The organism is Acinetobacter sp. FDAARGOS_724 (assembly GCF_013364475.1).
Classification (GTDB): domain Bacteria; phylum Pseudomonadota; class Gammaproteobacteria; order Pseudomonadales; family Moraxellaceae; genus Acinetobacter; species Acinetobacter variabilis.
Map to the genome: position 1 here is coordinate 3,003,340 of NZ_CP054908.1, position 22,072 is coordinate 3,025,411.

26 protein-coding genes and 1 pseudogene are annotated in these 22,072 nt (G+C 43.9%); 14 read left to right on the forward strand and 13 right to left on the reverse strand.

The window, feature by feature from the left end:
* Nucleotides 1-5: 5 nt before the first annotated feature.
* Genes FOC32_RS15745 through FOC32_RS17140 form a run of 3 tightly spaced genes read right to left on the reverse strand, consistent with a single transcriptional unit; the run spans nucleotide 6 to nucleotide 1,281 of the window.
* Nucleotides 6-617, reverse strand: a complete 612-nt coding sequence (locus FOC32_RS15745; protein ID WP_004784853.1) for a LysE family translocator — start codon at nucleotides 615-617, stop codon at nucleotides 6-8.
* A 43-nt stretch (nucleotides 618-660) separates the two neighbouring features.
* Nucleotides 661-1,149 (reverse strand): DUF1289 domain-containing protein, encoded by a 489-nt coding sequence (locus FOC32_RS15750; RefSeq protein ID WP_004784856.1) that lies wholly within the window; start codon nucleotides 1,147-1,149, stop codon nucleotides 661-663.
* A 3-nt stretch (nucleotides 1,150-1,152) separates the two neighbouring features.
* A complete protein-coding gene (locus FOC32_RS17140; RefSeq protein WP_262477638.1) occupies nucleotides 1,153-1,281 on the reverse strand; it encodes a hypothetical protein in 129 nt (42 codons plus the stop codon).
* 56 nt (nucleotides 1,282-1,337) lie between these two features.
* Here FOC32_RS17140 and FOC32_RS15755 point away from each other — a divergent pair, with 56 nt between their 5' ends.
* The 4 genes from FOC32_RS15755 to FOC32_RS15770 all read left to right on the forward strand — a co-directional run bounded on the left by FOC32_RS15755 (nucleotide 1,338) and on the right by FOC32_RS15770 (nucleotide 3,919).
* The gene (locus tag FOC32_RS15755) at nucleotides 1,338-2,270 is read left to right on the forward strand and encodes a rhodanese-related sulfurtransferase (protein WP_004784858.1); all 933 of its coding nucleotides are present in this window, start codon (nucleotides 1,338-1,340) and stop codon (nucleotides 2,268-2,270) included.
* Nucleotides 2,271-2,476: 206 nt separating this feature from the next.
* Nucleotides 2,477-2,755 carry a hypothetical protein gene (locus tag FOC32_RS15760; protein ID WP_004784859.1) on the forward strand — a complete coding sequence of 93 codons (279 nt, stop codon included), beginning with the start codon at nucleotides 2,477-2,479 and terminating at the stop codon, nucleotides 2,753-2,755.
* An 88-nt stretch (nucleotides 2,756-2,843) separates the two neighbouring features.
* Nucleotides 2,844-3,461 carry a DedA family protein gene (locus FOC32_RS15765; RefSeq protein ID WP_004784864.1) on the forward strand — a complete coding sequence of 206 codons (618 nt, stop codon included), beginning with the start codon at nucleotides 2,844-2,846 and terminating at the stop codon, nucleotides 3,459-3,461.
* A gap of 29 nt (nucleotides 3,462-3,490) precedes the next feature.
* Complete coding sequence (locus FOC32_RS15770) at nucleotides 3,491-3,919, forward strand: ABZJ_00895 family protein (RefSeq protein WP_004784865.1); 429 nt, start codon at nucleotides 3,491-3,493, stop codon at nucleotides 3,917-3,919.
* Between the two features lie 87 nt (nucleotides 3,920-4,006).
* Here the strand turns inward: FOC32_RS15770 and FOC32_RS15775 are convergent, their stop codons facing one another.
* Nucleotides 4,007-4,531, reverse strand: coding sequence for a YecA family protein (locus tag FOC32_RS15775; protein WP_004784868.1), 525 nt, complete (start codon nucleotides 4,529-4,531; stop codon nucleotides 4,007-4,009).
* A gap of 71 nt (nucleotides 4,532-4,602) precedes the next feature.
* Nucleotides 4,603-4,809, reverse strand: a complete 207-nt coding sequence (locus FOC32_RS15780) for a PA3496 family putative envelope integrity protein (protein WP_004784869.1) — start codon at nucleotides 4,807-4,809, stop codon at nucleotides 4,603-4,605.
* A gap of 374 nt (nucleotides 4,810-5,183) precedes the next feature.
* Here FOC32_RS15780 and rpoD point away from each other — a divergent pair, with 374 nt between their 5' ends.
* The 6 genes from rpoD to FOC32_RS15810 all read left to right on the forward strand — a co-directional run bounded on the left by rpoD (nucleotide 5,184) and on the right by FOC32_RS15810 (nucleotide 11,735).
* A complete protein-coding gene (rpoD, locus tag FOC32_RS15785) occupies nucleotides 5,184-7,070 on the forward strand; it encodes an RNA polymerase sigma factor RpoD (RefSeq protein ID WP_004784872.1) in 1,887 nt (628 codons plus the stop codon).
* Nucleotides 7,071-7,177: 107 nt separating this feature from the next.
* Nucleotides 7,178-7,465 carry a YbeD family protein gene (locus FOC32_RS15790; protein WP_004784874.1) on the forward strand — a complete coding sequence of 96 codons (288 nt, stop codon included), beginning with the start codon at nucleotides 7,178-7,180 and terminating at the stop codon, nucleotides 7,463-7,465.
* Nucleotides 7,466-7,628: 163 nt separating this feature from the next.
* Entirely contained in the window at nucleotides 7,629-8,288 is a 660-nt protein-coding gene (gene lipB, locus FOC32_RS15795; RefSeq protein WP_004784876.1) for a lipoyl(octanoyl) transferase LipB, read from the forward strand.
* A 74-nt stretch (nucleotides 8,289-8,362) separates the two neighbouring features.
* Entirely contained in the window at nucleotides 8,363-8,896 is a 534-nt protein-coding gene (locus FOC32_RS15800) for a hypothetical protein (RefSeq protein ID WP_004784877.1), read from the forward strand.
* Between the two features lies 1 nt (nucleotide 8,897).
* A complete protein-coding gene (locus FOC32_RS15805; RefSeq protein WP_004784880.1) occupies nucleotides 8,898-10,082 on the forward strand; it encodes an iron-containing alcohol dehydrogenase in 1,185 nt (394 codons plus the stop codon).
* A gap of 264 nt (nucleotides 10,083-10,346) precedes the next feature.
* On the forward strand, nucleotides 10,347-11,735 hold the full coding sequence (locus FOC32_RS15810; RefSeq protein WP_004784881.1) for an APC family permease: 1,389 nt from the start codon (nucleotides 10,347-10,349) through the stop codon (nucleotides 11,733-11,735).
* Nucleotides 11,736-11,804: 69 nt separating this feature from the next.
* On the opposite strand, the pseudogene FOC32_RS15815 reads toward FOC32_RS15810, so the two are convergent.
* Nucleotides 11,805-12,194, reverse strand: a pseudogene (locus FOC32_RS15815) (hypothetical protein).
* Nucleotides 12,195-12,373: 179 nt separating this feature from the next.
* Here FOC32_RS15815 and FOC32_RS15820 point away from each other — a divergent pair.
* From FOC32_RS15820 to FOC32_RS15830, 3 genes are all read left to right on the forward strand, one after another.
* Nucleotides 12,374-12,757: a transposase gene (locus FOC32_RS15820; RefSeq protein ID WP_005233700.1), complete on the forward strand. Its 384-nt coding sequence runs from the start codon at nucleotides 12,374-12,376 to the stop codon at nucleotides 12,755-12,757.
* A complete protein-coding gene (tnpB, locus tag FOC32_RS15825; protein ID WP_000618091.1) occupies nucleotides 12,754-13,089 on the forward strand; it encodes an IS66 family insertion sequence element accessory protein TnpB in 336 nt (111 codons plus the stop codon). Before FOC32_RS15820 ends, tnpB begins: the two co-directional genes overlap by 4 nt.
* 74 nt (nucleotides 13,090-13,163) lie before the next feature.
* Complete coding sequence (locus tag FOC32_RS15830; protein ID WP_005080957.1) at nucleotides 13,164-14,747, forward strand: IS66-like element ISAba25 family transposase; 1,584 nt, start codon at nucleotides 13,164-13,166, stop codon at nucleotides 14,745-14,747.
* Nucleotides 14,748-14,857: 110 nt separating this feature from the next.
* On the opposite strand, the gene FOC32_RS15835 is transcribed toward FOC32_RS15830, so the two are convergent.
* The 7 genes from FOC32_RS15835 to rplU all read right to left on the reverse strand — a co-directional run bounded on the left by FOC32_RS15835 (nucleotide 14,858) and on the right by rplU (nucleotide 20,641).
* A complete protein-coding gene (locus FOC32_RS15835; protein ID WP_004784885.1) occupies nucleotides 14,858-15,334 on the reverse strand; it encodes a tRNA (cytidine(34)-2'-O)-methyltransferase in 477 nt (158 codons plus the stop codon).
* Between the two features lie 34 nt (nucleotides 15,335-15,368).
* Entirely contained in the window at nucleotides 15,369-16,742 is a 1,374-nt protein-coding gene (cysG, locus tag FOC32_RS15840) for a siroheme synthase CysG (RefSeq protein ID WP_004784888.1), read from the reverse strand.
* 73 nt (nucleotides 16,743-16,815) lie between these two features.
* Nucleotides 16,816-18,087 (reverse strand): serine--tRNA ligase, encoded by a 1,272-nt coding sequence (gene serS, locus FOC32_RS15845; protein ID WP_004784891.1) that lies wholly within the window; start codon nucleotides 18,085-18,087, stop codon nucleotides 16,816-16,818.
* Between the two features lie 100 nt (nucleotides 18,088-18,187).
* Nucleotides 18,188-18,949, reverse strand: a complete 762-nt coding sequence (locus tag FOC32_RS15850; protein ID WP_004784893.1) for a hypothetical protein — start codon at nucleotides 18,947-18,949, stop codon at nucleotides 18,188-18,190.
* 166 nt (nucleotides 18,950-19,115) lie between these two features.
* Complete coding sequence (gene lolA, locus FOC32_RS15855; protein ID WP_004784895.1) at nucleotides 19,116-19,808, reverse strand: outer membrane lipoprotein chaperone LolA; 693 nt, start codon at nucleotides 19,806-19,808, stop codon at nucleotides 19,116-19,118.
* Nucleotides 19,809-20,055: 247 nt separating this feature from the next.
* The gene (gene rpmA, locus FOC32_RS15860; RefSeq protein ID WP_004784896.1) at nucleotides 20,056-20,310 is read right to left on the reverse strand and encodes a 50S ribosomal protein L27; all 255 of its coding nucleotides are present in this window, start codon (nucleotides 20,308-20,310) and stop codon (nucleotides 20,056-20,058) included.
* Nucleotides 20,311-20,329: 19 nt separating this feature from the next.
* Complete coding sequence (gene rplU / locus FOC32_RS15865) at nucleotides 20,330-20,641, reverse strand: 50S ribosomal protein L21 (protein ID WP_004784898.1); 312 nt, start codon at nucleotides 20,639-20,641, stop codon at nucleotides 20,330-20,332.
* A 445-nt stretch (nucleotides 20,642-21,086) separates the two neighbouring features.
* Here rplU and sdsA point away from each other — a divergent pair, with 445 nt between their 5' ends.
* Entirely contained in the window at nucleotides 21,087-22,064 is a 978-nt protein-coding gene (sdsA, locus tag FOC32_RS15870) for an All-trans-nonaprenyl-diphosphate synthase (RefSeq protein ID WP_004784900.1), read from the forward strand.
* Nucleotides 22,065-22,072 lie beyond the last annotated feature (8 nt).

Consider the following 22,072-nt stretch of genomic DNA (forward strand, 5'->3'; position numbering starts at 1 on the left):
TATTTTTAGATGAGTACAGATAATATTCCATAGACTGCGACTACCAATAAAATCAAACCGCACAAACCAAGCAAATAAGGATACAGCTTGGATTTAGCAAAGCGTTGAAAGCCTAAATAAACTAATGATAGGGTCAAAAAATCCAGAACAATCCAGCTGATCGTTAGAATTACTAAACTGGAATCTAAGTTTGGAGTAATGCCGATGAACTGCGGGAAAAATGCAGCAAAGAAAATAATATCTTTGGGATTGGAGATCCCCACCAGAAAACCGGTTCGAAATCCTCCCTGTACTGGTTGCAAACCTTGTGAACTGGTTGGACCCTGCCCTTTCCAGACTTCCCGGAAAATCTGGATTCCTAGCCAGGCAATATATAAACAGCCAAGCAGCTTGATGCCATTCAGCCAGTTTTCATTAATGACTAATAAGCCTTTTAAGCTAAAAATAGATAAGGTGATCAATACCAGAGAAGCAAAATTCGTCCCGAAAATGGTCTGTAAAGCATGTTTATAGCCACCTTTCAGTCCAGTACTGGCAACTAGTAGCATAACAGGCCCAGGTGTGGCAATCATGATGACGACGGCCAGACAATAGAGAGCATATTCACTGATATTCACGCCATTTCCTCAGCTATCATGATTTTTTAATAAAAAAGAGGACTTATTCGTCCTCTTCCTGCATCTGAATCAGGTGCTGGCTCATCCCATCCGCCCGTAAAAAGGCCAAGTCATAACTGGCTTTGGCGAGTGCCAGTACCCGACGCTCGAATTCATCCCAAAGCGGACGTACCTGTTTGTAATGAATGCCTAAACCGCTTTCATCAGTAAAATGACGGTTCTTTTCACAGAGTTTCAAGGCATGGTAAAGCTTACGGCCCTTAGTCGCATCTTCACGCAGACGCACCCGTTTAGACAGGACAAATGTTTCCACTTTGGCCAGGTTTGCCATCGGCAGCATCGGGACCAAAATCTGATCTAGCTGTGCATCCAGCCGCTGCCAGACCGCAGTATGTTGATCTGCGTTATAACTGTTCCAGTGAATCACTTCATGATTAAAACGGCGGCAACCACGACAGACCGCATCACCAAATACGGTTGAGCAACGCCCTGCGCAAGGGGTCAAAGATGCAATACGACGATCCGAACTCAAAACTTACTCCAACTGTGCTGCAACTTCCAGCATCTGCATCATTGCATCAAAATCCTGGGTCGGCATGACTATACATGTTCTCCCTATCGATTTGAAGTCCGTTAAAACCCGGCCTTTTACTCGCTTATTCATTCAAATCACGTTAAAATATGCGCCTTTCAAATTATCATGCTACGTTGGAGTATTCCATGAACGCTACTGTAGAACAGCTTGCACCTGTAGAACAGCAAGCGACGACTGGTTGGGTTGTTGCCGCACTTTATCAATTCAAAGAAGTTCAAGACCCTGAGGGTCTGCAACAACGTCTTTTAGACTTGGTAAAAACCATCAACCTTTGCGGTACTCTAATTGTGGCAGGTGAAGGCATTAACGGTACCGTTGCGGGTAACCGTGAAGCCATCGATAAAGTACACCAGTTCCTGCTGGATGAAGGCTTCAACGAAATGGAATATAAAGAGTCGCATAGCTCTGACAAACCATTCCGTAAAATGAAGATCAAGCTGAAAAAAGAGATTGTGACTTTAGGTGTGCCGGTTAAGCCACGTGATCTGGTTGGCCATTATCTTGATCCTAAAGAATGGAATGAGCTGATTGCACGTGATGATGTGATTCTGGTGGATACTCGTAATGATTACGAATATAAAGCCGGTACCTTTAAAGGCGCAATCGATCCGAAAACTGAAACTTTCCGTGAATTCCCTGAATACGTGAAAAAGAATCTGGAACAGCACAAGGACAAGAAAATTGCCATGTTCTGTACCGGTGGTATTCGCTGTGAAAAATCAACTTCTTTATTGCTTCAGGAAGGCTTTAAAGAGGTATATCACCTGAAAGGCGGTATTCTGAAATACCTGGAAGAAACCCCAGCTGAAGAAAGTCTGTGGGAAGGTGAATGTTTCGTATTTGATGGCCGTACTGCGGTTACACATGGTGTGGAAGAAGGTCAAAATACCAAATGTCATGCGTGTGGCTGGCCATTAACACCTGAAGAAGCAGCGCTGCCAAGTTATGAACACGGCGTATCTTGTGTGTACTGCATCGATAAAACCACCGAGAAACAAAAAGAAGGTTTCCGTATGCGTCAATCGCAAATTCTGGCTGCAAAACGTAAACGTCTCTAACTCCAGTTTTGTAACCAAAAATATCTAAGCCCTCTTCGGAGGGCTTTTTATTTACATAAGCATTACATCTGCAATAAAAAACTTACCAATCCCTTACCAAGAACAGCATATTTTTACAGCCAAGCTTGATAGTCTTTATATCACATTACTTTGTTACCATAAGTCTTTCATTATTAATTAATTTTTTAAATGAAAAGGAAAACAAAATGGCCAATTCACTTGCTCGGGATTCAGATAATATTGTTAGATTCCAACCTAAAGAAAATACAAAACTGGAACGTATTACCCAAATGACAGATGAGCTGGAAGCAGAATCACATCTGTTTATTGTGATCTTGGGAACTATCATTGGTGCCATTCTTGCCCTGTTTATCGGCTACCATATTGAGGCTACAGCAGCACATTATTTACTGCTCAGTGCTCTGCCAGTTTGCCTGGCTTACAGCTTACGTAAAGTTTACATTTATACCTTAACCCATAGTTAATCCGCACTTGGCCATTTATATAACTTAACTTTACCCTCTTAAAAATACTGCTTAGGATACAAGCAGTATTCTTTATTTTGCCAATTCTATGAATCTGACTGAATGGATTATTTCTGTCATGGAACAGCTGGGCTACTGGGGCATTGCCCTGCTCATGTTTCTTGACAATGTCTTTCCCCCGATCCCCTCTGAAATTATTATGCCTTCTGCCGGCTATTCCGCTTCTCAGGGAGAATTACTGCTGGTTGGAGTCATTATTGCAGGCAGTATCGGTTCGTTATTGGCAGCGGCATTGCTCTATTGGATTGGCTACAAATTTAACCACGACAGTATTTTCAGATTCATAGACCGATATGGAAAATTCTTGTTTATCAAATCTAAAGACGTGAAAAAATCTCTGGAATGGTTCGAGCAGTATGGACACCGGATTGTATTCTTTGGCCGGATGGTTCCGGCAGTACGTTCCCTCATCAGTATCCCGGCCGGCATGAGCCATATGCCTTTCTGGAAATTCATGTTCTATAGTGGACTAGGTACTGTTATCTGGACCACGTTCCTGGCCTGTGTCGGTTTTTATTTTGGTGAAAATCAGGAATTGATGCACAAAATCTTTAGTCAGGTCAGTTATGTGATTATTGCGATTGTCGTGATCATCGTGGGCTGGGTTTTATACCGTAGACATCAACGTAAAAATCGCCCATCCTGAAGAGACCCCAGCATAAGGAGGCTAAAACGATGTCGCATTATCTTAAATATTTTGCCACCGTTTATCTGACTCTGGTCTTAATAGTCGGCATACTCATCTATGTATTCAATCTGGGCGCCATTCTGATGATTCCTGCCCTGATTGCCTCCGCCTTTCTCAGCGCCCGATACTTTGTGAAAAAAGAACTCCGACTACCCACCCAGGAAGAGAAAAGCAGACTGGTCTGGGGTTCCACGATTATTGCCATGACCTTTGGATTTATCTTTTTGTTTATAGTGATCTGGCTGCATCCACAGACGGAGGAAATCTATAGAAGAATGGCTTATACAGGACGCGGGCCAAACTCGTTCCTGGTGGCTACAAGTATTGCCTTACATGCCTTGCTGTTCCATATCGCCTATAATGGCTATGCGCGTTATAGCTTGAGCAAGCGTACGGGTGCCGATCATAAACCTTAGACTAGGTAATTAACTAGTCCAAACGTTGTACAAAACACCTGAGCTAAAAAAAGCACCTGACGGTGCTTTTTCATGGCGGGGCATGACTTATTCTGGTGTGTGGTACATCAGATATAATTCATTCAAGTTTTCTGGAATCTCTTCTGCAAGCTCATCCATTAACTGACCATTGCGACGGAAAGATTCCATTTGCGGATCTTCTTCATCGATGCCACTGAATACCATAATTGGCAGCGTTAAATCGACCAACTGTTCTTCAAATTCTTCTGTAAACCAGGCTTCTTCGTTCAGGAACATGGCATCTACAAAGCCCACACTCCAGTCACCTAGACTTGATTCGGTATCTGCTTCTTCAATTTCAAATGGGAAAGTGATCCCTTCTTCATTGGCCAAGCTTTGACGGATTGACTCTAACCATGCTTTAACCTGATTGATGATTTCTGCAGGCACTTTTTTCTGGTTGCCTTCAAAAAGCTCATCCATCCATTTGTCAAATTGCGGGCCTACTGCGATAGCACATAAGAAACCATGAGTTGCCGCAAAATCCAGACCATACTCATTTTGGTCGCCATCCAGATATTCACTCAACAGGTCTAAATCTAAAGCACTCATTTAACATCCAAACTTAGAAAACCGAAAGGATTAGCATAGCATTTATTCAGGCTATGCTAAATCTGAATTCGTTAATCTTCGTCGTCAAAGTCGTCATCATCGTCGAAGTCATAATCAAAATCTTTGAGTTCGCGTTCCAGGCGGCGTTGCGAGAGCAGATCATCAATTAAACGACGTTTTTCCAACGACTCTTTCGCACTTAGCTTACTCGATGCCTCATCGAAATTAACATCATCATCACCGTAGCTATCATCTAGTTCAAAATCTGTCGAAGACACTAAAACTACCTCGTAGTGAAAAATGTAAATGGGTCTAGGCGCTATTTATCTTGCCTTTAAAAACTTGTCAAGTTTTATTTATATATTTTGTATGTTTATACTAGTTAGCTCTTGTTTTTCTACAGCATAATTGTGTATTTATTAGCTGGTTAGATAGTGAACGCTTTTTATCCCATGGATGAGGGACGTTTCTAAAATTAGATTGGGAAATACACTTGAAAAGATAAACTTAGACCCAATATCGATATTCAATTGTTATTCAAACATATTTATAAAATCATGCTTGACTGATCAATTCCAAAAACTATTTCAGGTGAATTGTGCTATCATGCACGGTTTTTCACTGCCACAGATTCAACGAAGAGTAAGCAAAGATGAGCGATATGACTTCCCCTACTTCTCAAGTAGCGGCTCTGATTAGCCGAGGCAAAGAACAAGGTTACTTAACCTTCGCTGAGGTTAACGATCATCTCCCGGACTCCATCACAGAAAGCGAACAGATTGAAGACATCATTCAAATGCTGAATGATGTGGGTATTCCTGTCCATGATCGTGCGCCTGAATCTGATGATGCAATGTTCGAGGATACTGCAGAAGCTGCCGATGAAGTTGCAGAAGAAGAAGCTGCGGCTGTACTTGCATCTGTAGAAAACGAACCAGGTCGTACGACTGACCCTGTACGTATGTACATGCGTGAAATGGGTACCGTTGAACTTTTAACGCGTGAAGGCGAAATTAGCATTGCAAAACGCATTGAAGAAGGTATCCGAGACGTTCTTCACTCTATTGCTTACTGGCCGAATGCTGTAGAAGTTGTACTACAAGAATACAAAGATTATGAAGCTGGCGAACGCCGCCTTGCTGACATTCTGTCAGGTTATTTAGACCCTGAATCAGATGAAGAAATTCCAGAAGTACTGGAAGAAGTCGCTGAAATCGAAGAAGACGAAGAAGCAACGACCAAGTCAACCAAAGATGTAAAACTGGATGATGACGAGGAAGATGAAGAGTCTGATAGCGATGACGATTCTGAAGGTGACTCAGGCCCAGATCCAGAAATTGCCAAAGTTCGTTTTGCCGAACTTTCAGATGCCTGGAAAAATACCAAAGCGGTACTGGAAAAACACGGCCGTAACAGCAAAGAAGCAGAAGAAGCACTTCAAGCGCTTGCAACTGTGTTCATGATGTTCAAGTTCACCCCGCGTTTGTTCGATATCATTTCTGAAATGATTCGTGGTACACATGACCAGATCCGTGGTGCAGAACGTGAAGTGATGCGTTATGCCGTCCGTCGTGGCCGTATGGACCGTACCCAGTTCCGTACTACTTTCCCGGGTCAGGAATCGAATCCAGCCTGGTTAGATGAGCAAATTGCGAAAGCGACTGCTGATCAGAAAGCTTATCTGGAAAAAGTACGTCCTGACGTATTGGCCTTCCAGCAAAAAATCGCAGATATCGAAAAAGACCTTGATCTTAAAGTTCGTGACATCAAAGACATTGCCAAACGTATGGCAGTCGGTGAAGCGAAAGCACGTCGTGCCAAGAAAGAAATGGTTGAAGCAAACTTGCGTCTGGTAATTTCGATTGCGAAGAAATATACCAACCGTGGCTTGCAGTTCCTGGATCTGATTCAGGAAGGTAACATCGGTCTGATGAAAGCGGTAGACAAGTTTGAATACCGTCGTGGTTATAAGTTCTCGACTTATGCCACTTGGTGGATTCGTCAGGCGATTACCCGTTCAATCGCGGATCAGGCACGTACCATTCGTATTCCAGTGCACATGATTGAAACGATTAACAAGATCAACCGTGTATCTCGTCAATTGCTTCAGGAAATGGGCCGTGAACCGACACCGGAAGAACTGGGCGAACGTCTGGAAATGGACGAAGTGAAGGTTCGTAAAGTACTGAAAATCGCTAAAGAACCGATTTCGATGGAAACACCAATCGGCGATGATGAAGATTCGCATTTGGGTGACTTCATTGAAGACAGCAACATCACCTCACCAGTGGATGCTGCTACTTCAGAAGGCCTGAAAGAAGCGACTCGCGAAGTACTGGAAAACCTGACTGAACGTGAAGCGAAAGTCCTGAAAATGCGTTTCGGTATCGACATGCCAACGGATCATACTTTGGAAGAAGTCGGTAAACAGTTCGATGTAACCCGCGAACGTATCCGTCAGATCGAAGCGAAAGCTCTACGTAAGTTACGTCACCCTTCCCGTTCTGAACATCTGCGTTCATTCCTGGAAAATGACTAAGATTTAATACAATTTTGGAGACTTGAAATTTCATCTCTCGCCTCCATTTTGTATTGCAATACACCCAAACGCCTGCGCTACGCAGGCGTTTCGAATAGGGGAACTACATGTTAGACCGTACACCATCTCGTGAACTCCGCGAAGATCTTTGGGTTTTTCCAATGGATTACCCAATCAAACTCATTGGCCTTGCAGGTGAAGAACTGCTGAATGCAGTTGTTGAGATTTTTACCAAACATTTCCCTGACTTTGATGGCGATAGCGTAAGCATCACTCCATCTCGTACTGGTAAATATCATTCGATCACTGCTCAGCTACGTTTCCTTGAACTGGAACAGGTTCATGCCGTATATGCTGATCTTGCAGCTTGCCCACTGATCAAGACTGCACTTTAAGATTATTCTGCTCCAACCTTGGCAAATTAAAAGACACGCTTTCGGGCGTGTTTTTTATATGTGTGACCAGCTCACCAACAATTACTACGAATCCCTCCCCTATCCATTGCTGAAATCATTATAATTATTTTCAGTATGATTTAATTTTCTAAGGACGCACACTGTGACAGCTGCGGTTCAAAAACCCTCCCTGATTATCCGTCAATATAATAACCTGACTCCCTACGAAGACCGTTTTCTGGAAATGAAAAGCTTCACGGAAAACCGTGATGAAAATACGCCTGATGAGTTATGGATTTTGCAGCACCATGATGTACTGACCCAAGGTCAGGCAGGCAAACCGGAACATATCCTGATTCCAACTGATATTCCTGTCATTCAAACCGACCGTGGTGGTCAAGTCACTTGGCATGGTCCTGGTCAGCTCGTCGCATACTTTATGTTTGACCTGAATCGTCTGGGTTGGAATGTCCGTAGATTGGTGTCGTATGCTGAAAACCTGATGATCCAGCTCCTAAAAAATCATGGCATTGAAGCCTATGCCAAACCCGATGCTCCGGGCGTCTATGTGAATGAGCGTAAAATTGGTTCTCTCGGCTTCAAGATTCGTAAAGGCCGTAGCTATCATGGCCTGTCTTTAAATATTGATTGCGACCTGACTGGTTTCCATACCATTAACCCTTGCGGCTATGCAGGTCTGGAAATGGTGCGAATTAATGACCTCGTCAGCAATCCGCCAAAGTTTAATGACTTATGTGTTGAAATTATTGAAACTTTAAGCAGCAGCGGTTACTTTAATCAGGTGAACGTCGAGCAAAGATAAAGCCTTTGCATTTTAACAATAAATAAATTAGAGTAATTACTCTAAACAAATAATATCAAGATAGGGATCATCACGTGATTGCGACAAAATCCGTAAAACCCGCTTTGCAGCTTGCCTATGTCAAACTGATGATGGATATCATTGGCCGTGGCCTGGTCATGGCAAGTCAGGTAGACCCAGAAATCAAACAGGAAGTTGCCCAGTTTCCCGCCAATTTCAGGCTTTCAATGAATGTTTTTCCGCATGGCCCGGCCTTCGTTGCCCGGGTCACGGAACAACATCAGCTGGAACTGGTCAAAGACAGCAGCATCAAGCCAGACCTGACCATTACCTTTAAGCATCTGCATCATGCCTTTCTGGTGTTTTCCTTTCAGGAAAGCACGTCTCAGGCCTTTGCCAATGACCGCATGATTGCCAATGGTGATATTTCCTATGCGATCCGTCTGGTACGTTGCCTGAATAAAATGGAAGCGCTGATCTTGCCGAAAATGGTGGCGCAACTGGCAGTAAAAGAATACCCGAATAATCTGAGACTCAAAGATAAAATCATGGAAGCGAGCAGCATCTACTTAAAAGTCGCTCAATCTTATTTGAAACGGAGTGTATAACATGGCAAAACCTTATTATGAATTTTTCTGTCCAGTCAAAGTGATTGCTGGTCATGCCGCGTTAGAACACATTCCTTTTGAACTGGCCACTTTAGGTGCTAAACGTCCACTGATCATTACTGATAAAGGGGTACGTGCCAATAACCTGCTGGCGCCGATTGAAGCTGCTTTTGAATCGACCGATGCCAAAATTGCAGCGATTTTTGATGATGTACCGCCAGATTCTAGTTTAGGTACAGTGCGTAGCGCAGCACAGCTTTATCGTGATCATGATTGCGATGCCATTATTGCTGTTGGCGGCGGTTCAGTGATTGATACTTCAAAAGCGACCAATATTCTAGTCTCTGAAGGTGGTGACGACTTACTCAAATATTCTGGTGCGCATAATCTGCCTAAACCGCTGAAGCCATTTTTCGTAATTCCTACGACTTCAGGAACTGGTTCTGAAGTGACGATGGTTGCTGTGGTATCGGATACTGAAAAGAATTTGAAAATGCCATTCGCATCCTATTACCTAATGCCGCATGCTGCGATTCTGGATCCACGTATGACCCAGACCCTGCCACCGCATCTGACTGCCATGACAGCCATGGATGCGATGACACATGCTGTAGAAGCCTACACGTGTATGGCAGCCAATCCAATTTCCGATGCCTATGCCACAGCTGCAGTGAAAAAGGTCAGTGCCAACCTGTTTAATGTACTCGACAACCCAGCTGATGCTCAAGGTCGTCTGGAGCTGGCTCAAGCCTCTACTATGGCTGGTATTGCCTTCTCCAATTCAATGGTGGGCCTGGTGCACTCGCTTGGACATGCTCTAGGTGCAGTCGCGCATTTGCCGCATGGCCTATGTATGAACCTGTTCCTGCCTTATGTGCTGGAATATAACAAGGAAGTCAATGGTGACAAGATTGCCGAGCTGCTACTACCATTAGCGGGTGCGGATATCTATGCACAGACGCCAGCACACCTACGTGCAGACAAGACCATTGCTACAATTTTAACCATGCGTGATCGAATCTATAGCTTGACCAAATTACCGCGCACATTAAGTGAAACAGGTAAGATTTCTGAAGCACAGCTGGATGAAGTTACTGAAAAAGCATTAAATGATGGTTCCATCATTTACAACCCGAAAGAAGCCAGTTTGGAAGATCTGAAATCTATCTTAAAAAAGGCTTGGTAATTACTGAAAAATAAGCCAATATAGCGAAAAATTTAAGCCTGATGTTTTTTTAGACATCGGGCTTTTATCTTGCAGGAAATCGCTGTTTTTTGCTTCGAATGGCACATTTCGTGCAGGCCTAAATTCAAAAAATAGCTAGTAAAAGCCGTAATTTTAAAGTAGATTGGCGCGCTTTTATAGAAAATTGTAGGGGGGATCGTTCGTCTCAAACGATCCTTATTAAATATGACTGATCCTTGATCAACGATTAAGAGGATAACGCCGTTGACAAATTTCTCTGGGACTCAATCGGCAGCTAAACTGCAAAAAACGCTAGGGCTCTGGCACATCATTATTATTGGTTTAGCTTACATTCAACCAATGACCTTATTTGATACTTTTGGTTTGGTATCTGAAGAAAGTCATTTGCATGTTCCTACTTCTTACATCATTGCCCTGATTGCAATTTTGTTTACATCGATCAGCTATGGTCACATGATTCGCCGTTACCCTTCTTCGGGTTCGGCTTATACCTATGCCCAAAAATCGATTCATCCGAATATTGGCTTTATGGTGGGCTGGTCTTCTTGGCTGGATTATCTGTTATCCCCAATGGTGAACATCATCCTGGCAGTGATCTATCTTGAAGCACTGTTTCCTGATGTGAACCATTGGGTCTGGGTAATCGTACTGACTGCCTTTATGACCGGGGTAAACCTGCGTGGTGCACGCTTCGTGGCGAACTTTAACAGTTTGATCGTACTGGTACAGTTATTGGTGATCGGTATCTTTACCTGGATGGTATTTACCAAACTGCAGGCCGGTTTCAATGCTGATGGTCCGATTACAGCTGAACAGCGTTACCAGCTTTGGAGTCTTGAACCGTTCTGGAATGAACTGACTTCAGTTGGCGCCTTGATTACTGGTGCGACCTTACTGTGCTTCTCATTCACTGGTTTTGACTCTTTAAGTTCTCTGGCAGAAGAAACCAAAGATACTGAAAACACCTTGCCTAAAGCGATTTTCTTGACTGCTTTAATCGCTGGTGTGATTTTCATTATCAGTACTTACTTCATGCAGTTGTACTTCCCTTCTACACCGGGTTCTTACTTCAAGAATATTGCTGAAACTCAGCCAGAAATCCTACTTCTTGTCGGTGGCTCACTGTTCCAGTCTTATGTGCTGACTTTTGCGATCATTACCGTAATGGCGTCTGGTATTTCTGCTCACGCAGGTGTATCACGTCTAATGTATGTCATGGGTCGTGATGGCGTGATCAACAAGAAAATCTTTGGTCATATCAGTCCGAAAAGCTATACGCCAAACTACAACATTCTGATTGTAGGTGCAGTGGCCTTAACTGCTGGCTTCATGGATCTGGATATCGTGATTTCAATGATTAGTTTCGGTGCCTTGACTGCGTTTACATTCGTAAACCTGTCAGTGATTTCACGTTATGCACTGCGTGATGGTCGTACTAAAACCGCAAAAGACATTTTTAGCTTTGTGGTCATCCCGATGCTTGGTTTTATCAGTATCTTTGCGATGTGGCTGGAAATTGAAGAAACTGCACTGAAATACGGTTTATGGTGGGCGATGTTCGGTATTTTGTACCTGGGTTATAAAACCAAGGGCTTTAAGCACCCTGCTCCACAACATAACGAGTTTGAATAATCGATATTGTTCATACTTAAAAAGGCGCTTTATGCGCCTTTTTTTATTTTCTTGGATAATGGACTGGGCTTATTGTAGGCGACAGTCAAAACCCATCTGGGTATTGACCCGGTTATTTTGAAAGCCCAATTTTTCAATAAACAGATCATGATTGGATAATAGTTTCTGATCTTCCGGACTGAGTCGAGCCTTGTTCTTTACCGCCATTTGATACATTTCATTCACCACGCCCTGAAAAATATCACAAACTTCCTGACGTTTGGCTGGTTTCATCTGACGTCCACGCCAAGTCCACTCGAAATCATCACGGCTAAGGATTTTGCCCCATTGCTCAATGCGGCTATTTAAGCGCCGTTGCATCGCTGCCAGCCCTTGGCGGATTTATTCCTGAGTAATGGGCTGAGCTGTATCTTGTGATGATACTGATTGCTGTGGCGCTTCTTGAGCCTGTGTCATCATGCTGGCCAGCAATAACGTACTACAGCTTGCTAAAAACCATCCTTTTTTCTACATTCTCAACAGCTTATCTACAAGATTACCTGAAAGACCAAAGTAAGCATCCGGCTAACACAGCCTTACCAAGCGATCCTATAAGCCTTAATTTAGTTCCCACCTAAAAACAAGTGGGGACTTAATCCATGAACATGGATATATATTCAGCAACACCTCCTGTTGCTAAAAAACGCCGAAAATACAGCAAAGAATTCAAACTCAGTATTGTCAATGCCTGCAAAAATCCTAATACCTCGATCGCTTCGGTCACACTGCAACATAGTATTAATGCCAACCTTGTCAGTCGTTGGATCAGGATCTTCAGCCATCATGAGGGTGCCGTGCAGGATCCTACTCATGTGAATCCAGCATTTATTGCTTTGCCTTACACTGCTGCAATCAGCCAACCTATTGATGAGAGGATCACGTTGTGTATCACCGTGCCTCATACGAATAATGATATTCAGCTAAAATGGCAGACATCAGAAATACCTGCCTTGGCAGAATTACTCAAGGCACTTGCAACATGATCCGCATTGATGAAATCTGGTTGTCTACTCAGCCCATGGACATGCGTGCAGGTATGGATACGACCATGGCTCAGGTGGTGAGAGCCTTTGGCTACATCAAACCGCATTGTGCTTACCTGTTCTGTAATAAACGTGGCCATCGCATGAAAGTGCTGGTACATGATGGATTGGGCATCTGGCTGTGTGCCCGGCGGCTGGAACAGGGCAAATTTCACTGGGCTCAAGTTCACCAAGGTGAAACCGTGGCCCTCAGCCCGGAACAGTTACAGGCACTGATCCAAGGTTTGCCCTGGCAGCGCATTGGACGACAGCAGGTGGTGACGATGCTTTAAACCAGGCTCGACCATTCTGCTATTCTCCAAACGTTCTATTTCATTCTTCTCATGACCTCAGGCATACTGCGGTCATGAATACGCTGCCTGACTTAAGCCAACTGACCCATGAACAACTGCTGGAATTCACCAGGCAGTTGGCGCTGCAGCATCAGTCTCTAGCACAATCAAACCAACAATTGGATGCCAAAGTTCAACATCTTTCTATTCTCAATCAAAAATACGAGCATGAACTGGCGCTGTTTAAAAAGCACAAATTCGCCCAAAAGAATGAACACTTAACGGCAAAACAAATCCATCTCTGGGATGAAGCGGTTGAAGAAGATATTGCCGCGGTTGATCTAGAACTGGAACGGCTAAATGCAGATAAAACCAATGCAGCGACACAGAAAGCCAAAACCAATAAACCTAAACGTCGACCACTGCCAGATCATCTACACACCATCCGTATTGAGCATGAACCTGCATCAACCCAATGTGCTTGTGGCTGCCAACTCCGTCGTATCGGCGAAGATGTCAGTGAAAAACTGCATTTCAGACCGGCACAGTTCTATAAGGAACAGCATGTGCGTGGTAAATGGGTCTGTGATCAGTGTGACACTCTAACTCAGCAAGCGATGCCCGCCTATGTGATTGATAAAGGCATTGCTTCACCTGAATTGCTCAGCCATGTGCTGGTATCGAAGTATGCCGATCATTTGCCGCTGTACCGTCAGCGCCTGATCTATCAGCGGGCTGGCATTGATCTGTCCAGATCCACTTTATCTGATTGGATAGGTCGCTGCGGTGTAGAACTGGAACCTCTGGCCAATGCCTTAAAAGAGGTGGTGCTGCAACAGCGGGTGCTGCATGCAGATGAAACACCGGTCACCATCATGCGGATGGGTGAGAATAATAAAAAACCGAAGAAAGGTTATGTCTGGGCCTATGCCACCACACAGTATAATCCAGTTCAGGCGGTGATCTATGACTTTCAGGATAGTCGTTCAGGCCAGCATGCTGAAGAGTTCTTGAAAGGCTGGCAGGGCTATCTAGTCTGTGATGATTACAGTGGTTATAAAGCACGTTTTAAATCAGGCCAGGTGATTGAGGTGGGGTGCATGGCCCATGCACGTCGTAAATTCCATGAACTGCATGTAACTGGGAAAAGTCAGGTTGCTGAACAGGCCTTAGTGCTGATTCAGAAACTGTATGCGATAGAAGCAGAACTCAGGAAAAAGACCGATGGTACAGCGGAAGACCGCCGCGAATACCGACAACAGCATAGTCAACCAGTGATGCAACAACTATATGAATGGCTCAACCAACATCATCTGACAGTGCCATCGAGTTCTCCCACCGCCAAGGCTATCAATTACACTCTGAAGCGTTGGCCAGCCTTAAGCCGCTATCTGGATGATGGCAATCTACCGATATGCAACAATTGGGTAGAGAATCAGATGCGTCCCTGGGCGTTGGGACGCAAGAACTGGCTGTTTGCAGGTTCGCTGCGCAGTGGTCAGCGAGCGGCAAACATCATGACTTTAATCCAGTCAGCAAAGCTGAATGGCTTGGATCCGTATGCCTATTTAAGTGATGTGCTGAAAAGGTTACCGACACACAAAGTGACCCAAATTGAAGAATTGCTGCCGCACTGCTGGAAACCTAAATCGAATTAAAAAATAGGTATGGGATTCAGCGGACGCTTACAGACCAAACATGTACCTGTATCTGTTACATAAAATAAAAAAGCTGCCTTTAGGCAGCTGTTTAAATCGGTACGATGAACTTAAAGCGGTTTAAAACCCTGTTGACGCCAAGCTTCATAGACAATCACAGCTGTTGCATTGGACAGATTCAAGCTGCGTGAATTCTCGGCCATTGGCAGACGAATCCAGTGCTCTTTTGGGAACATCATACGTACATGCTCTGGCAAGCCACGAGTTTCTGATCCCATCAACAAGGCTACAGAACGATTTAGATCTGAGGTATGCGGGGTTTCAAAACCTTTGGTGGTCAGCGGATAAACCGCATCCACACCTACGCCCTTAGTAGCCAGATCGGCCAGACACTCTTCAATATTTTCCCAAATCTGCATATTGGCATATTCATGATAATCGAGACCGGCACGTCTTAGTTTTTTATCATCCAGTTCAAAGCCAAGGGGCTTGACCAAATGTAACTGTGCTCCCGTATTTGCGCATAGGCGAATAATATTACCTGTATTGGCAGGAATTTCAGGTTCATATAAAACAACATGGATCACAGCTTTTCTCTACTTTTGGGAGTTTAGTGGCCATTTAGGACCACTTCAATTTTTCACGTAAACGCACCACTTCACCAATAATGGTCAAGGTTGGTGCCTGAATATGGTGCTCATTCACTTTCGATGCAATATCTTGGAGCGTTCCCACCACCACTTTTTGCTCTGGTGTGGTGCCTTTTGAGACCAAGGCCACTGGCATATCTGGACGCTGACCATGCTCAATCAATTGTGCACAGATTTTTTCCAGTCCCACCAGTCCCATATAAAGTACCAGTGTCTGGTTTTCATAAACCAGTTCATTCCAAGGCAGTTCAGGAGAACCTTCTTTTAAATGACCTGTCAGGAAACGCACGCTTTGTGCATAATCACGATGAGTGAGCGGAATACCAGCATAAGCTGAACAGCCTGAAGCTGCGGTAATGCCAGGCACGACCTGAAAGGCCACGCCAGCAGCAAACAGCTCTTCAATCTCTTCACCGCCACGACCAAAGATAAACGGATCACCGCCTTTTAGACGACAGACTCGCTTGCCTTCGCTGGCATATTTCACCAGTAAGGCATTAATCCCTTCTTGTGGCACCGCATGATTGGACCTCGCCTTACCGACATAGATCTTTTCTGCATCACGGCGACAGAGATCCATAATCGGTGCAGAGACCAAACGGTCATAGATCACCACATCGGCCTGCTGCATCAAGCGTAAGGCTTTTAGCGTCAATAACTCCGGATCACCCGGTCCGGCACCGACCAGATAAACCTCACCTTTTGGCTTTTGCCATTCATTTAAGGCTTGTTCAATCAAACGGTCGGCTTCAGCCAGATTTTCATTAAATACCTGTTCTTTCAAAGGACTGGCATATAAATCTTCCCAGAAGATACGGCGTTCATCGGGATTAGTGATCTTGGCTTTAACTGCACTACGCCACTTACCAGAGAACTCAGCCAGTTTACCCATACCATGCGGAATGGTAGCTTCAAGCTGAGTGCGGATCTGACGAGACAATACTGGTGAAGTACCGTTACTCGCGACTGAAATAACCAGTGGTGAGCGGTCGATAATTGCTGGCACCATGAAACGGCAATGTGGTGGATCATCAACACTGTTGACCAGCACATTTTCAGCTTCACAGTCTTCAAACACCTGACGGTTGACTCCAGCATCATTGGTCGCTGCAATCACCAGACGGTAGGAACGTAGAGGAATTTCAGAATTGAAAGGTGCCTGAACATATTGACCGGCGGTCGCTTGAACAATCTCAAGCAGACTCGCTTCGATCTCAGGTGCAACCACCGAAATGACTGCCCCTGCTTTCTGTAGCAATACCGCTTTACGGTATGCAATATGTCCACCACCGACAATCAGACAAGGTTGCTGTTGCAACTTTAACGAGATTGGAAAGATATCCACAAAATACCTCAAAAAGTTTTAAATCTGACTGTCTAAGCAATTTTCATGCACATTTTGGTGCATACACCGACATTTAGTCGATGTAAGTTGCACCACCCATATACGGACGCAGTACTTCAGGGATCTCAATTGAACCATCAGCACGTTGATAGTTTTCCATGACCGCCAGTAAAGTACGACCTACAGCCAGACCTGAACCATTCAGCGTATGTACGAATTCAGTTTTTTTCTGGTCAGCACGGTAACGCGCTTTCATACGGCGTGCCTGGAAATCCCACATATTTGAGCAAGATGAAATCTCACGATACGTATTTTGACTTGGCACCCAGACTTCAAGGTCATAAGTTTTGCATGCACCAAAGCCCATATCACCGCCACACAGAATGATTTTACGGTATGGCAGACCTAATGCTTGCAAAATACCTTCTGCATGACCAGTTAACTCTTCCAGTGCCTGCATAGAGTCTTCAGGTTTTACAATCTGAACCATCTCAACTTTGTCGAACTGGTGTTGACGGATCAGACCACGGGTATCACGGCCATATGAACCGGCTTCACTACGGAAACATGGGGTATGTGCTGCATATTTCAGTGGCAGACGGTCGGCATCGATGATTTCATCACGCACGAAGTTGGTTACAGGTACTTCAGCCGTAGGGATCAGGTAGAATTCTTTCTCACCTTGCAGCTTGAACAGGTCTTCTTCAAATTTCGGTAACTGACCTGTACCACGTAAAGAATCTGCATTCACCAAATAAGGTACATAGGCTTCGGTATAGCCATTTTTAGTGGTATGCGTATCCAGCATGAACTGAGTGATGGCACGTTGCAGACGCGCTAAAGGACCTTTCAGAACGCTAAACCGTGAACCAGTCAATTTGGTCGCAGTTTCAAATTCCAGACCACCCATCATTTCGCCCAGGTCAGTATGGTCTTTGATTTCAAAGTCAAATTCGCGTGGTGTACCCCATTTCAGGACTTCCACATTGTCATTTTCATCTTTACCTTCAGGTACAGATTCATCTGGCAGGTTTGGAATAGACAGTGATTTTTCTTCTAGTTCAGCTTGCAGCTCAGCCAGTGCAGCTTCAGCAGCCTTGATTTCATCACCAATTGAAGACATGCGTGCCATGATTTCAGAGGCATCGCCACCTGCTTTTTTGATCTGACCCACTTGCTTGGCACCGGCATTACGCTCAGCTTGCAAGGATTCAGTTTTGGATTGAATCTCTTTACGTCGAGCTTCTAATGATGCCCACTCCTCAACATTCAGTTGAACACCACGTTTTGCCAAGGCTAAATTTACAGCCTCAATATTATTTCTAAGTAATTTCGGGTCGATCATAGCCAATCTTTGGATAAGAAAAAAACTGGCTATAGTGTAAGCTCTTAACGTCAAAAAATACAGTGACTGACCTACCGGCTGGAGTTTATTAGCGCAATATTTAAAGGCTTGTTTGAGGCAAAAGCGATAAATATTCAGGCCGGATGATCTCTCTTAATGCTGTATAAGGTACTTTTAATTCTGCCATATCACTGATTGTCTTGTTCAACTCGCCTGCCGGATAAACCAGTACCAAGCCCTGACTGTCAAAATAATAATTATCACTCAGTGCTAGTTTCTGCTGGGTGATTTGATAACGATCCAGCCAGTCTTTATTTGCTTGATATAGAGTCTGTTTCAGTTTTTCATCTGTATTACCGCACATAACCTGATGAAGAGCTAGACGTTTCTTTTGTTTTAGATCCAGATTGACATATTCAGTATGAGATTGGGGCTGTGCTGCACGTTCAGGCTGATGGGCAGTTTTAAATATAAAAGTGGCCAGATGCGCATGCTGATTCAGGTAATTCACCTGAATGGAACGTTGATCAATAAATTTTGGCTGATCCTTTGCTTTAATTTTATTACTGGTCACTTTGCTAAAAGCGACCGGCTCAGTACGCTGAATACGCTCCATGAAGTATTGATCAATCCAACTCATATTGGTATCTACAGTCTGCAAATCAAAGCGCACACAACCTTCGATTTCACACACGACCTGATTGGCATCTTTAACTGGAACTATTTTGGATTGGATTTCTCCTGTGTCTTCTGATTGCGCGGATGTAGTGACTGAAGAGGTTTGAGGCTGACAGGCAAATAGCCCGAGATTCAGACACAAGATACAACCGATCCAGCCTATTTTACATGAAGTCATTTTCATCCTGAGCTCCTAAAATTTTGCAATTTCATTGACTCAACTTTTGTTTATTCTAAAACACCCGAACTTCTAGATATACGCCAACCTTGTAATGACTCCAGATCCATCTCGATCAGGAACAAAAAAAAGCAACCCGAAGATTGCTTTTTTGTTGAGTTGATCTTGATGTTTATTGATCAATAATGTCTGTGCCTTTTGGCGGGGTAAAGTTAAATGTAGATGCCGGAATCGTGGTATTCAGTTTGACATTACTGAATTTAATATTGGTAGTCTGGCCTAATGAATCTTGCAAAATCATCAAGCTAGGCGCTTTGTTCGCACCAAAACTGATAGTCAGGCTTTCAAAAACCCCATCGGTATTTTTCGGATAAAGCGTGTAATAGGTTTTAGCTTTATTCGGCTGAGTTACGCGATAAGATTGCATAATCTGGCTAGTATTGCCGGACAATAATAATGCCGGTGTATTTGCCACTTGATCGTCTAGACTCTGACGCACTGCTTGCTGCAAGTCTGGATCATAGATCCATACGGTTTTACCAGTAGTAGCAATAGTCTGTTTCGACGGGCTTGAAGTTTCCCAGTAGAATTTACCCGGACGCGCCACTTTCATCACACCTTTAAAGGTCTGGTTCATGTGCTGCGCAGTCAAGCCTTTTTTCTGGGTCGCTTTCGGATTCGTGACTTTAGTCGTTTGTTCAAAATTTGCAGTTAAGCTACGGATATTGCTGAGCTGTTTCACCAGATTCGCAGTAGCTTGCTGCTCCGTCGCTGCAGTTGCGGCAAATACAGTCGTGCTCATGACAGGTGCCAGTGTCGCCGTACCGATTGTTATGGCACATACAGTTTTACGAAGCATACTCATAATCTCACCTTTTTGTATTTGCATATCGCTATTTATCTAATGACTCATCTTAAACCAATTTCTCAAACTAAGATGATAGAAAATAAGAAGTTTTGTATTGTTATTAATGCAGAATTCCTACTTTTATTCATCATTATGAAGATTCAATAGTGATATTTACATTCGCTGTCACAGCTTTATAAGCCGATAAACCTTCACGCATAAAAAAACCCACAGAAACTGTGGGTCTTTTTTCTATCTCAGCAAATTATGCTTCAACAGATACGTAGCGACGGCCAAATTGACCTTTCACTTCGAATTTTACTACGCCATCAGCAGTAGCAAATAATGTATGGTCACGGCCCATACCTACGTTTTGACCAGCGTGGAATTCAGTACCACGTTGACGAACGATGATGTTACCTGCAGTTACAGTTTGGCCACCGTAAACTTTAACACCTAACATCTTAGGATTCGAATCACGACCGTTCTTAGTCGAACCACCGGCTTTTTTAGTTGCCATGTCTATTTACTCCTAGTAATTAGCCTGAGATACCAGTAATTTTCAACTCAGTGAACCATTGACGGTGACCTTGTTGTTTACGGTAGTGCTTACGACGACGCATTTTGATGATGCGGATTTTGTCGTGACGACCATGGCTAACTACTTCTGCAGTTACTTTAGCGCCAGCTACAACTGGAGCACCGATTTGAATGCTATCACCGTTTACAAGCATAAGTACGTCATCAAACGTAATTGTTGAACCAGTTTCAGCTTTCAATAATTCAACTTTAAGGGTTTCACCCTCAACTACACGGTGCTGTTTACCACCGCTTTGGATTACTGCGTACATAATGTACTCCAAACATGCCCGTGTCGACGTGCCGATAAAGGAATATATCGATCTTAAAACGCGCGCCACTGGGGGTTATACAAGGGCAAAGATTTTAAGGGATATTATAAGAAACAACAAGCCATTTTAAGGAAATAATCATGAACTCCATTATAAAGCCTATAAATCATTAAATTATTCATTCAAAATCAAAGATTAATATTGGATATAATGGCCAAAAAAAGGATACTCAATTCCGAGTTTTCCGGCTGCCTGAGAATGTTTAGAAAAAAACTTTAGCGGAAAGATATTGTTCATTTTTTAAATGTCAAAATTTAGGCTAAACTCAAAGAAGTGCTATAAAAAGCTGATTTTTAGTGGAGTTTGTGCTTTTCTTAGCTTTCACTCATGTTATAAATTGTTAAACTACCCGCTGCGATTTACCAAACTAGAGGTTTTCTTTCACATGGCCATCGACTTTAAGCAAGATATTCTCGCTCCTGTTGCTAACGACTTTGCTGCGATGGACACATTCATTAACGAAGGAATTACCTCAAAAGTAGCGCTGGTGATGGCGGTCAGCAAGCATGTGGTTGAAGCTGGCGGCAAGCGCATGCGCCCAATCATGTGCCTGTTGGCAGCGAAAGCCTGTGGTGCCGTAGAATTGGAACAGCATCGCAAACTGGCAGCCATTATCGAAATGTTGCATACGGCAACTCTAGTTCATGATGATGTCGTCGATGAGTCAGGTTTGCGTCGTGGCCGTCCAACTGCCAATGCCACATGGAACAATCAGACAGCTGTGCTAGTGGGTGACTTCCTGATTTCGCGTGCCTTTGATTTACTGGTCGACCTTAACAATATGACCCTGCTCAAAGACTTCTCTACGGGTACCTGCGAAATTGCCGAAGGCGAAGTTCTGCAACTACAATCGCAACATCAGCCAGAAACCTCAGAAGAAACTTATTTAAGTATTATTCATGGCAAGACTTCTCGCCTGTTTGAGTTGGCGACCGAAGGTGCCGCTATTCTTTCCGACAAGACTGAATTCCGCGAACCATTACGTAAATTCGCTGGTCACTTCGGTAATGCCTTCCAGATTATTGATGACATTCTGGACTATACCTCTGATGCTGAAACCCTAGGTAAAAACATCGGTGATGACCTGATGGAAGGTAAACCTACCCTGCCATTGATTGCTGCCATGAAGAATACAACTGGGGAATCGCATGAAATTATCCGTCGCAGTATTGCAACGGGCGGAACAGATCATTTGGCAGAAGTCATCAAGATTGTAAATGATTCTGGCGCCTTGGATTATTGCCGCCAGCGTGCAACCGAAGAAACAGAAATTGCAATTCAAGCCTTGAATGCACTACCCGATTCAGAGTATCGTCAGGCCCTCGTTAATCTGGCCAAACTGGCTCTTCACCGGATTCAATAGCCGCTTAT

Excerpts from the sequence above, each read along its gene's own strand:
- FOC32_RS15765 (WP_004784864.1), top strand. The coding sequence starts at position 2,844 with ATGAATCTGACTGAATGGATTATTTCTGTCATGGAACAGCTGGGCTAC.
- FOC32_RS15850 (WP_004784893.1), bottom strand. The coding sequence starts at position 18,949 with ATGAAAATGACTTCATGTAAAATAGGCTGGATCGGTTGTATCTTGTGT.
- FOC32_RS17140 (WP_262477638.1), bottom strand. The coding sequence starts at position 1,281 with ATGAATAAGCGAGTAAAAGGCCGGGTTTTAACGGACTTCAAATCGATA.
- FOC32_RS15820 (WP_005233700.1), top strand. The coding sequence starts at position 12,374 with ATGAACATGGATATATATTCAGCAACACCTCCTGTTGCTAAAAAACGC.
- tnpB (WP_000618091.1), top strand. The coding sequence starts at position 12,754 with ATGATCCGCATTGATGAAATCTGGTTGTCTACTCAGCCCATGGACATG.
- sdsA (WP_004784900.1), top strand. The coding sequence starts at position 21,087 with ATGGCCATCGACTTTAAGCAAGATATTCTCGCTCCTGTTGCTAACGAC.
- FOC32_RS15805 (WP_004784880.1), top strand. The coding sequence starts at position 8,898 with ATGGCAAAACCTTATTATGAATTTTTCTGTCCAGTCAAAGTGATTGCT.
- rpmA (WP_004784896.1), bottom strand. The coding sequence starts at position 20,310 with ATGGCAACTAAAAAAGCCGGTGGTTCGACTAAGAACGGTCGTGATTCG.
- FOC32_RS15770 (WP_004784865.1), top strand. The coding sequence starts at position 3,491 with ATGTCGCATTATCTTAAATATTTTGCCACCGTTTATCTGACTCTGGTC.
- FOC32_RS15830 (WP_005080957.1), top strand. The coding sequence starts at position 13,164 with ATGAATACGCTGCCTGACTTAAGCCAACTGACCCATGAACAACTGCTG.
- rplU (WP_004784898.1), bottom strand. The coding sequence starts at position 20,641 with ATGTACGCAGTAATCCAAAGCGGTGGTAAACAGCACCGTGTAGTTGAG.
- FOC32_RS15760 (WP_004784859.1), top strand. The coding sequence starts at position 2,477 with ATGGCCAATTCACTTGCTCGGGATTCAGATAATATTGTTAGATTCCAA.
- FOC32_RS15790 (WP_004784874.1), top strand. The coding sequence starts at position 7,178 with ATGTTAGACCGTACACCATCTCGTGAACTCCGCGAAGATCTTTGGGTT.
- rpoD (WP_004784872.1), top strand. The coding sequence starts at position 5,184 with ATGAGCGATATGACTTCCCCTACTTCTCAAGTAGCGGCTCTGATTAGC.
- lolA (WP_004784895.1), bottom strand. The coding sequence starts at position 19,808 with ATGAGTATGCTTCGTAAAACTGTATGTGCCATAACAATCGGTACGGCG.
- FOC32_RS15755 (WP_004784858.1), top strand. The coding sequence starts at position 1,338 with ATGAACGCTACTGTAGAACAGCTTGCACCTGTAGAACAGCAAGCGACG.
- serS (WP_004784891.1), bottom strand. The coding sequence starts at position 18,087 with ATGATCGACCCGAAATTACTTAGAAATAATATTGAGGCTGTAAATTTA.
- FOC32_RS15775 (WP_004784868.1), bottom strand. The coding sequence starts at position 4,531 with ATGAGTGCTTTAGATTTAGACCTGTTGAGTGAATATCTGGATGGCGAC.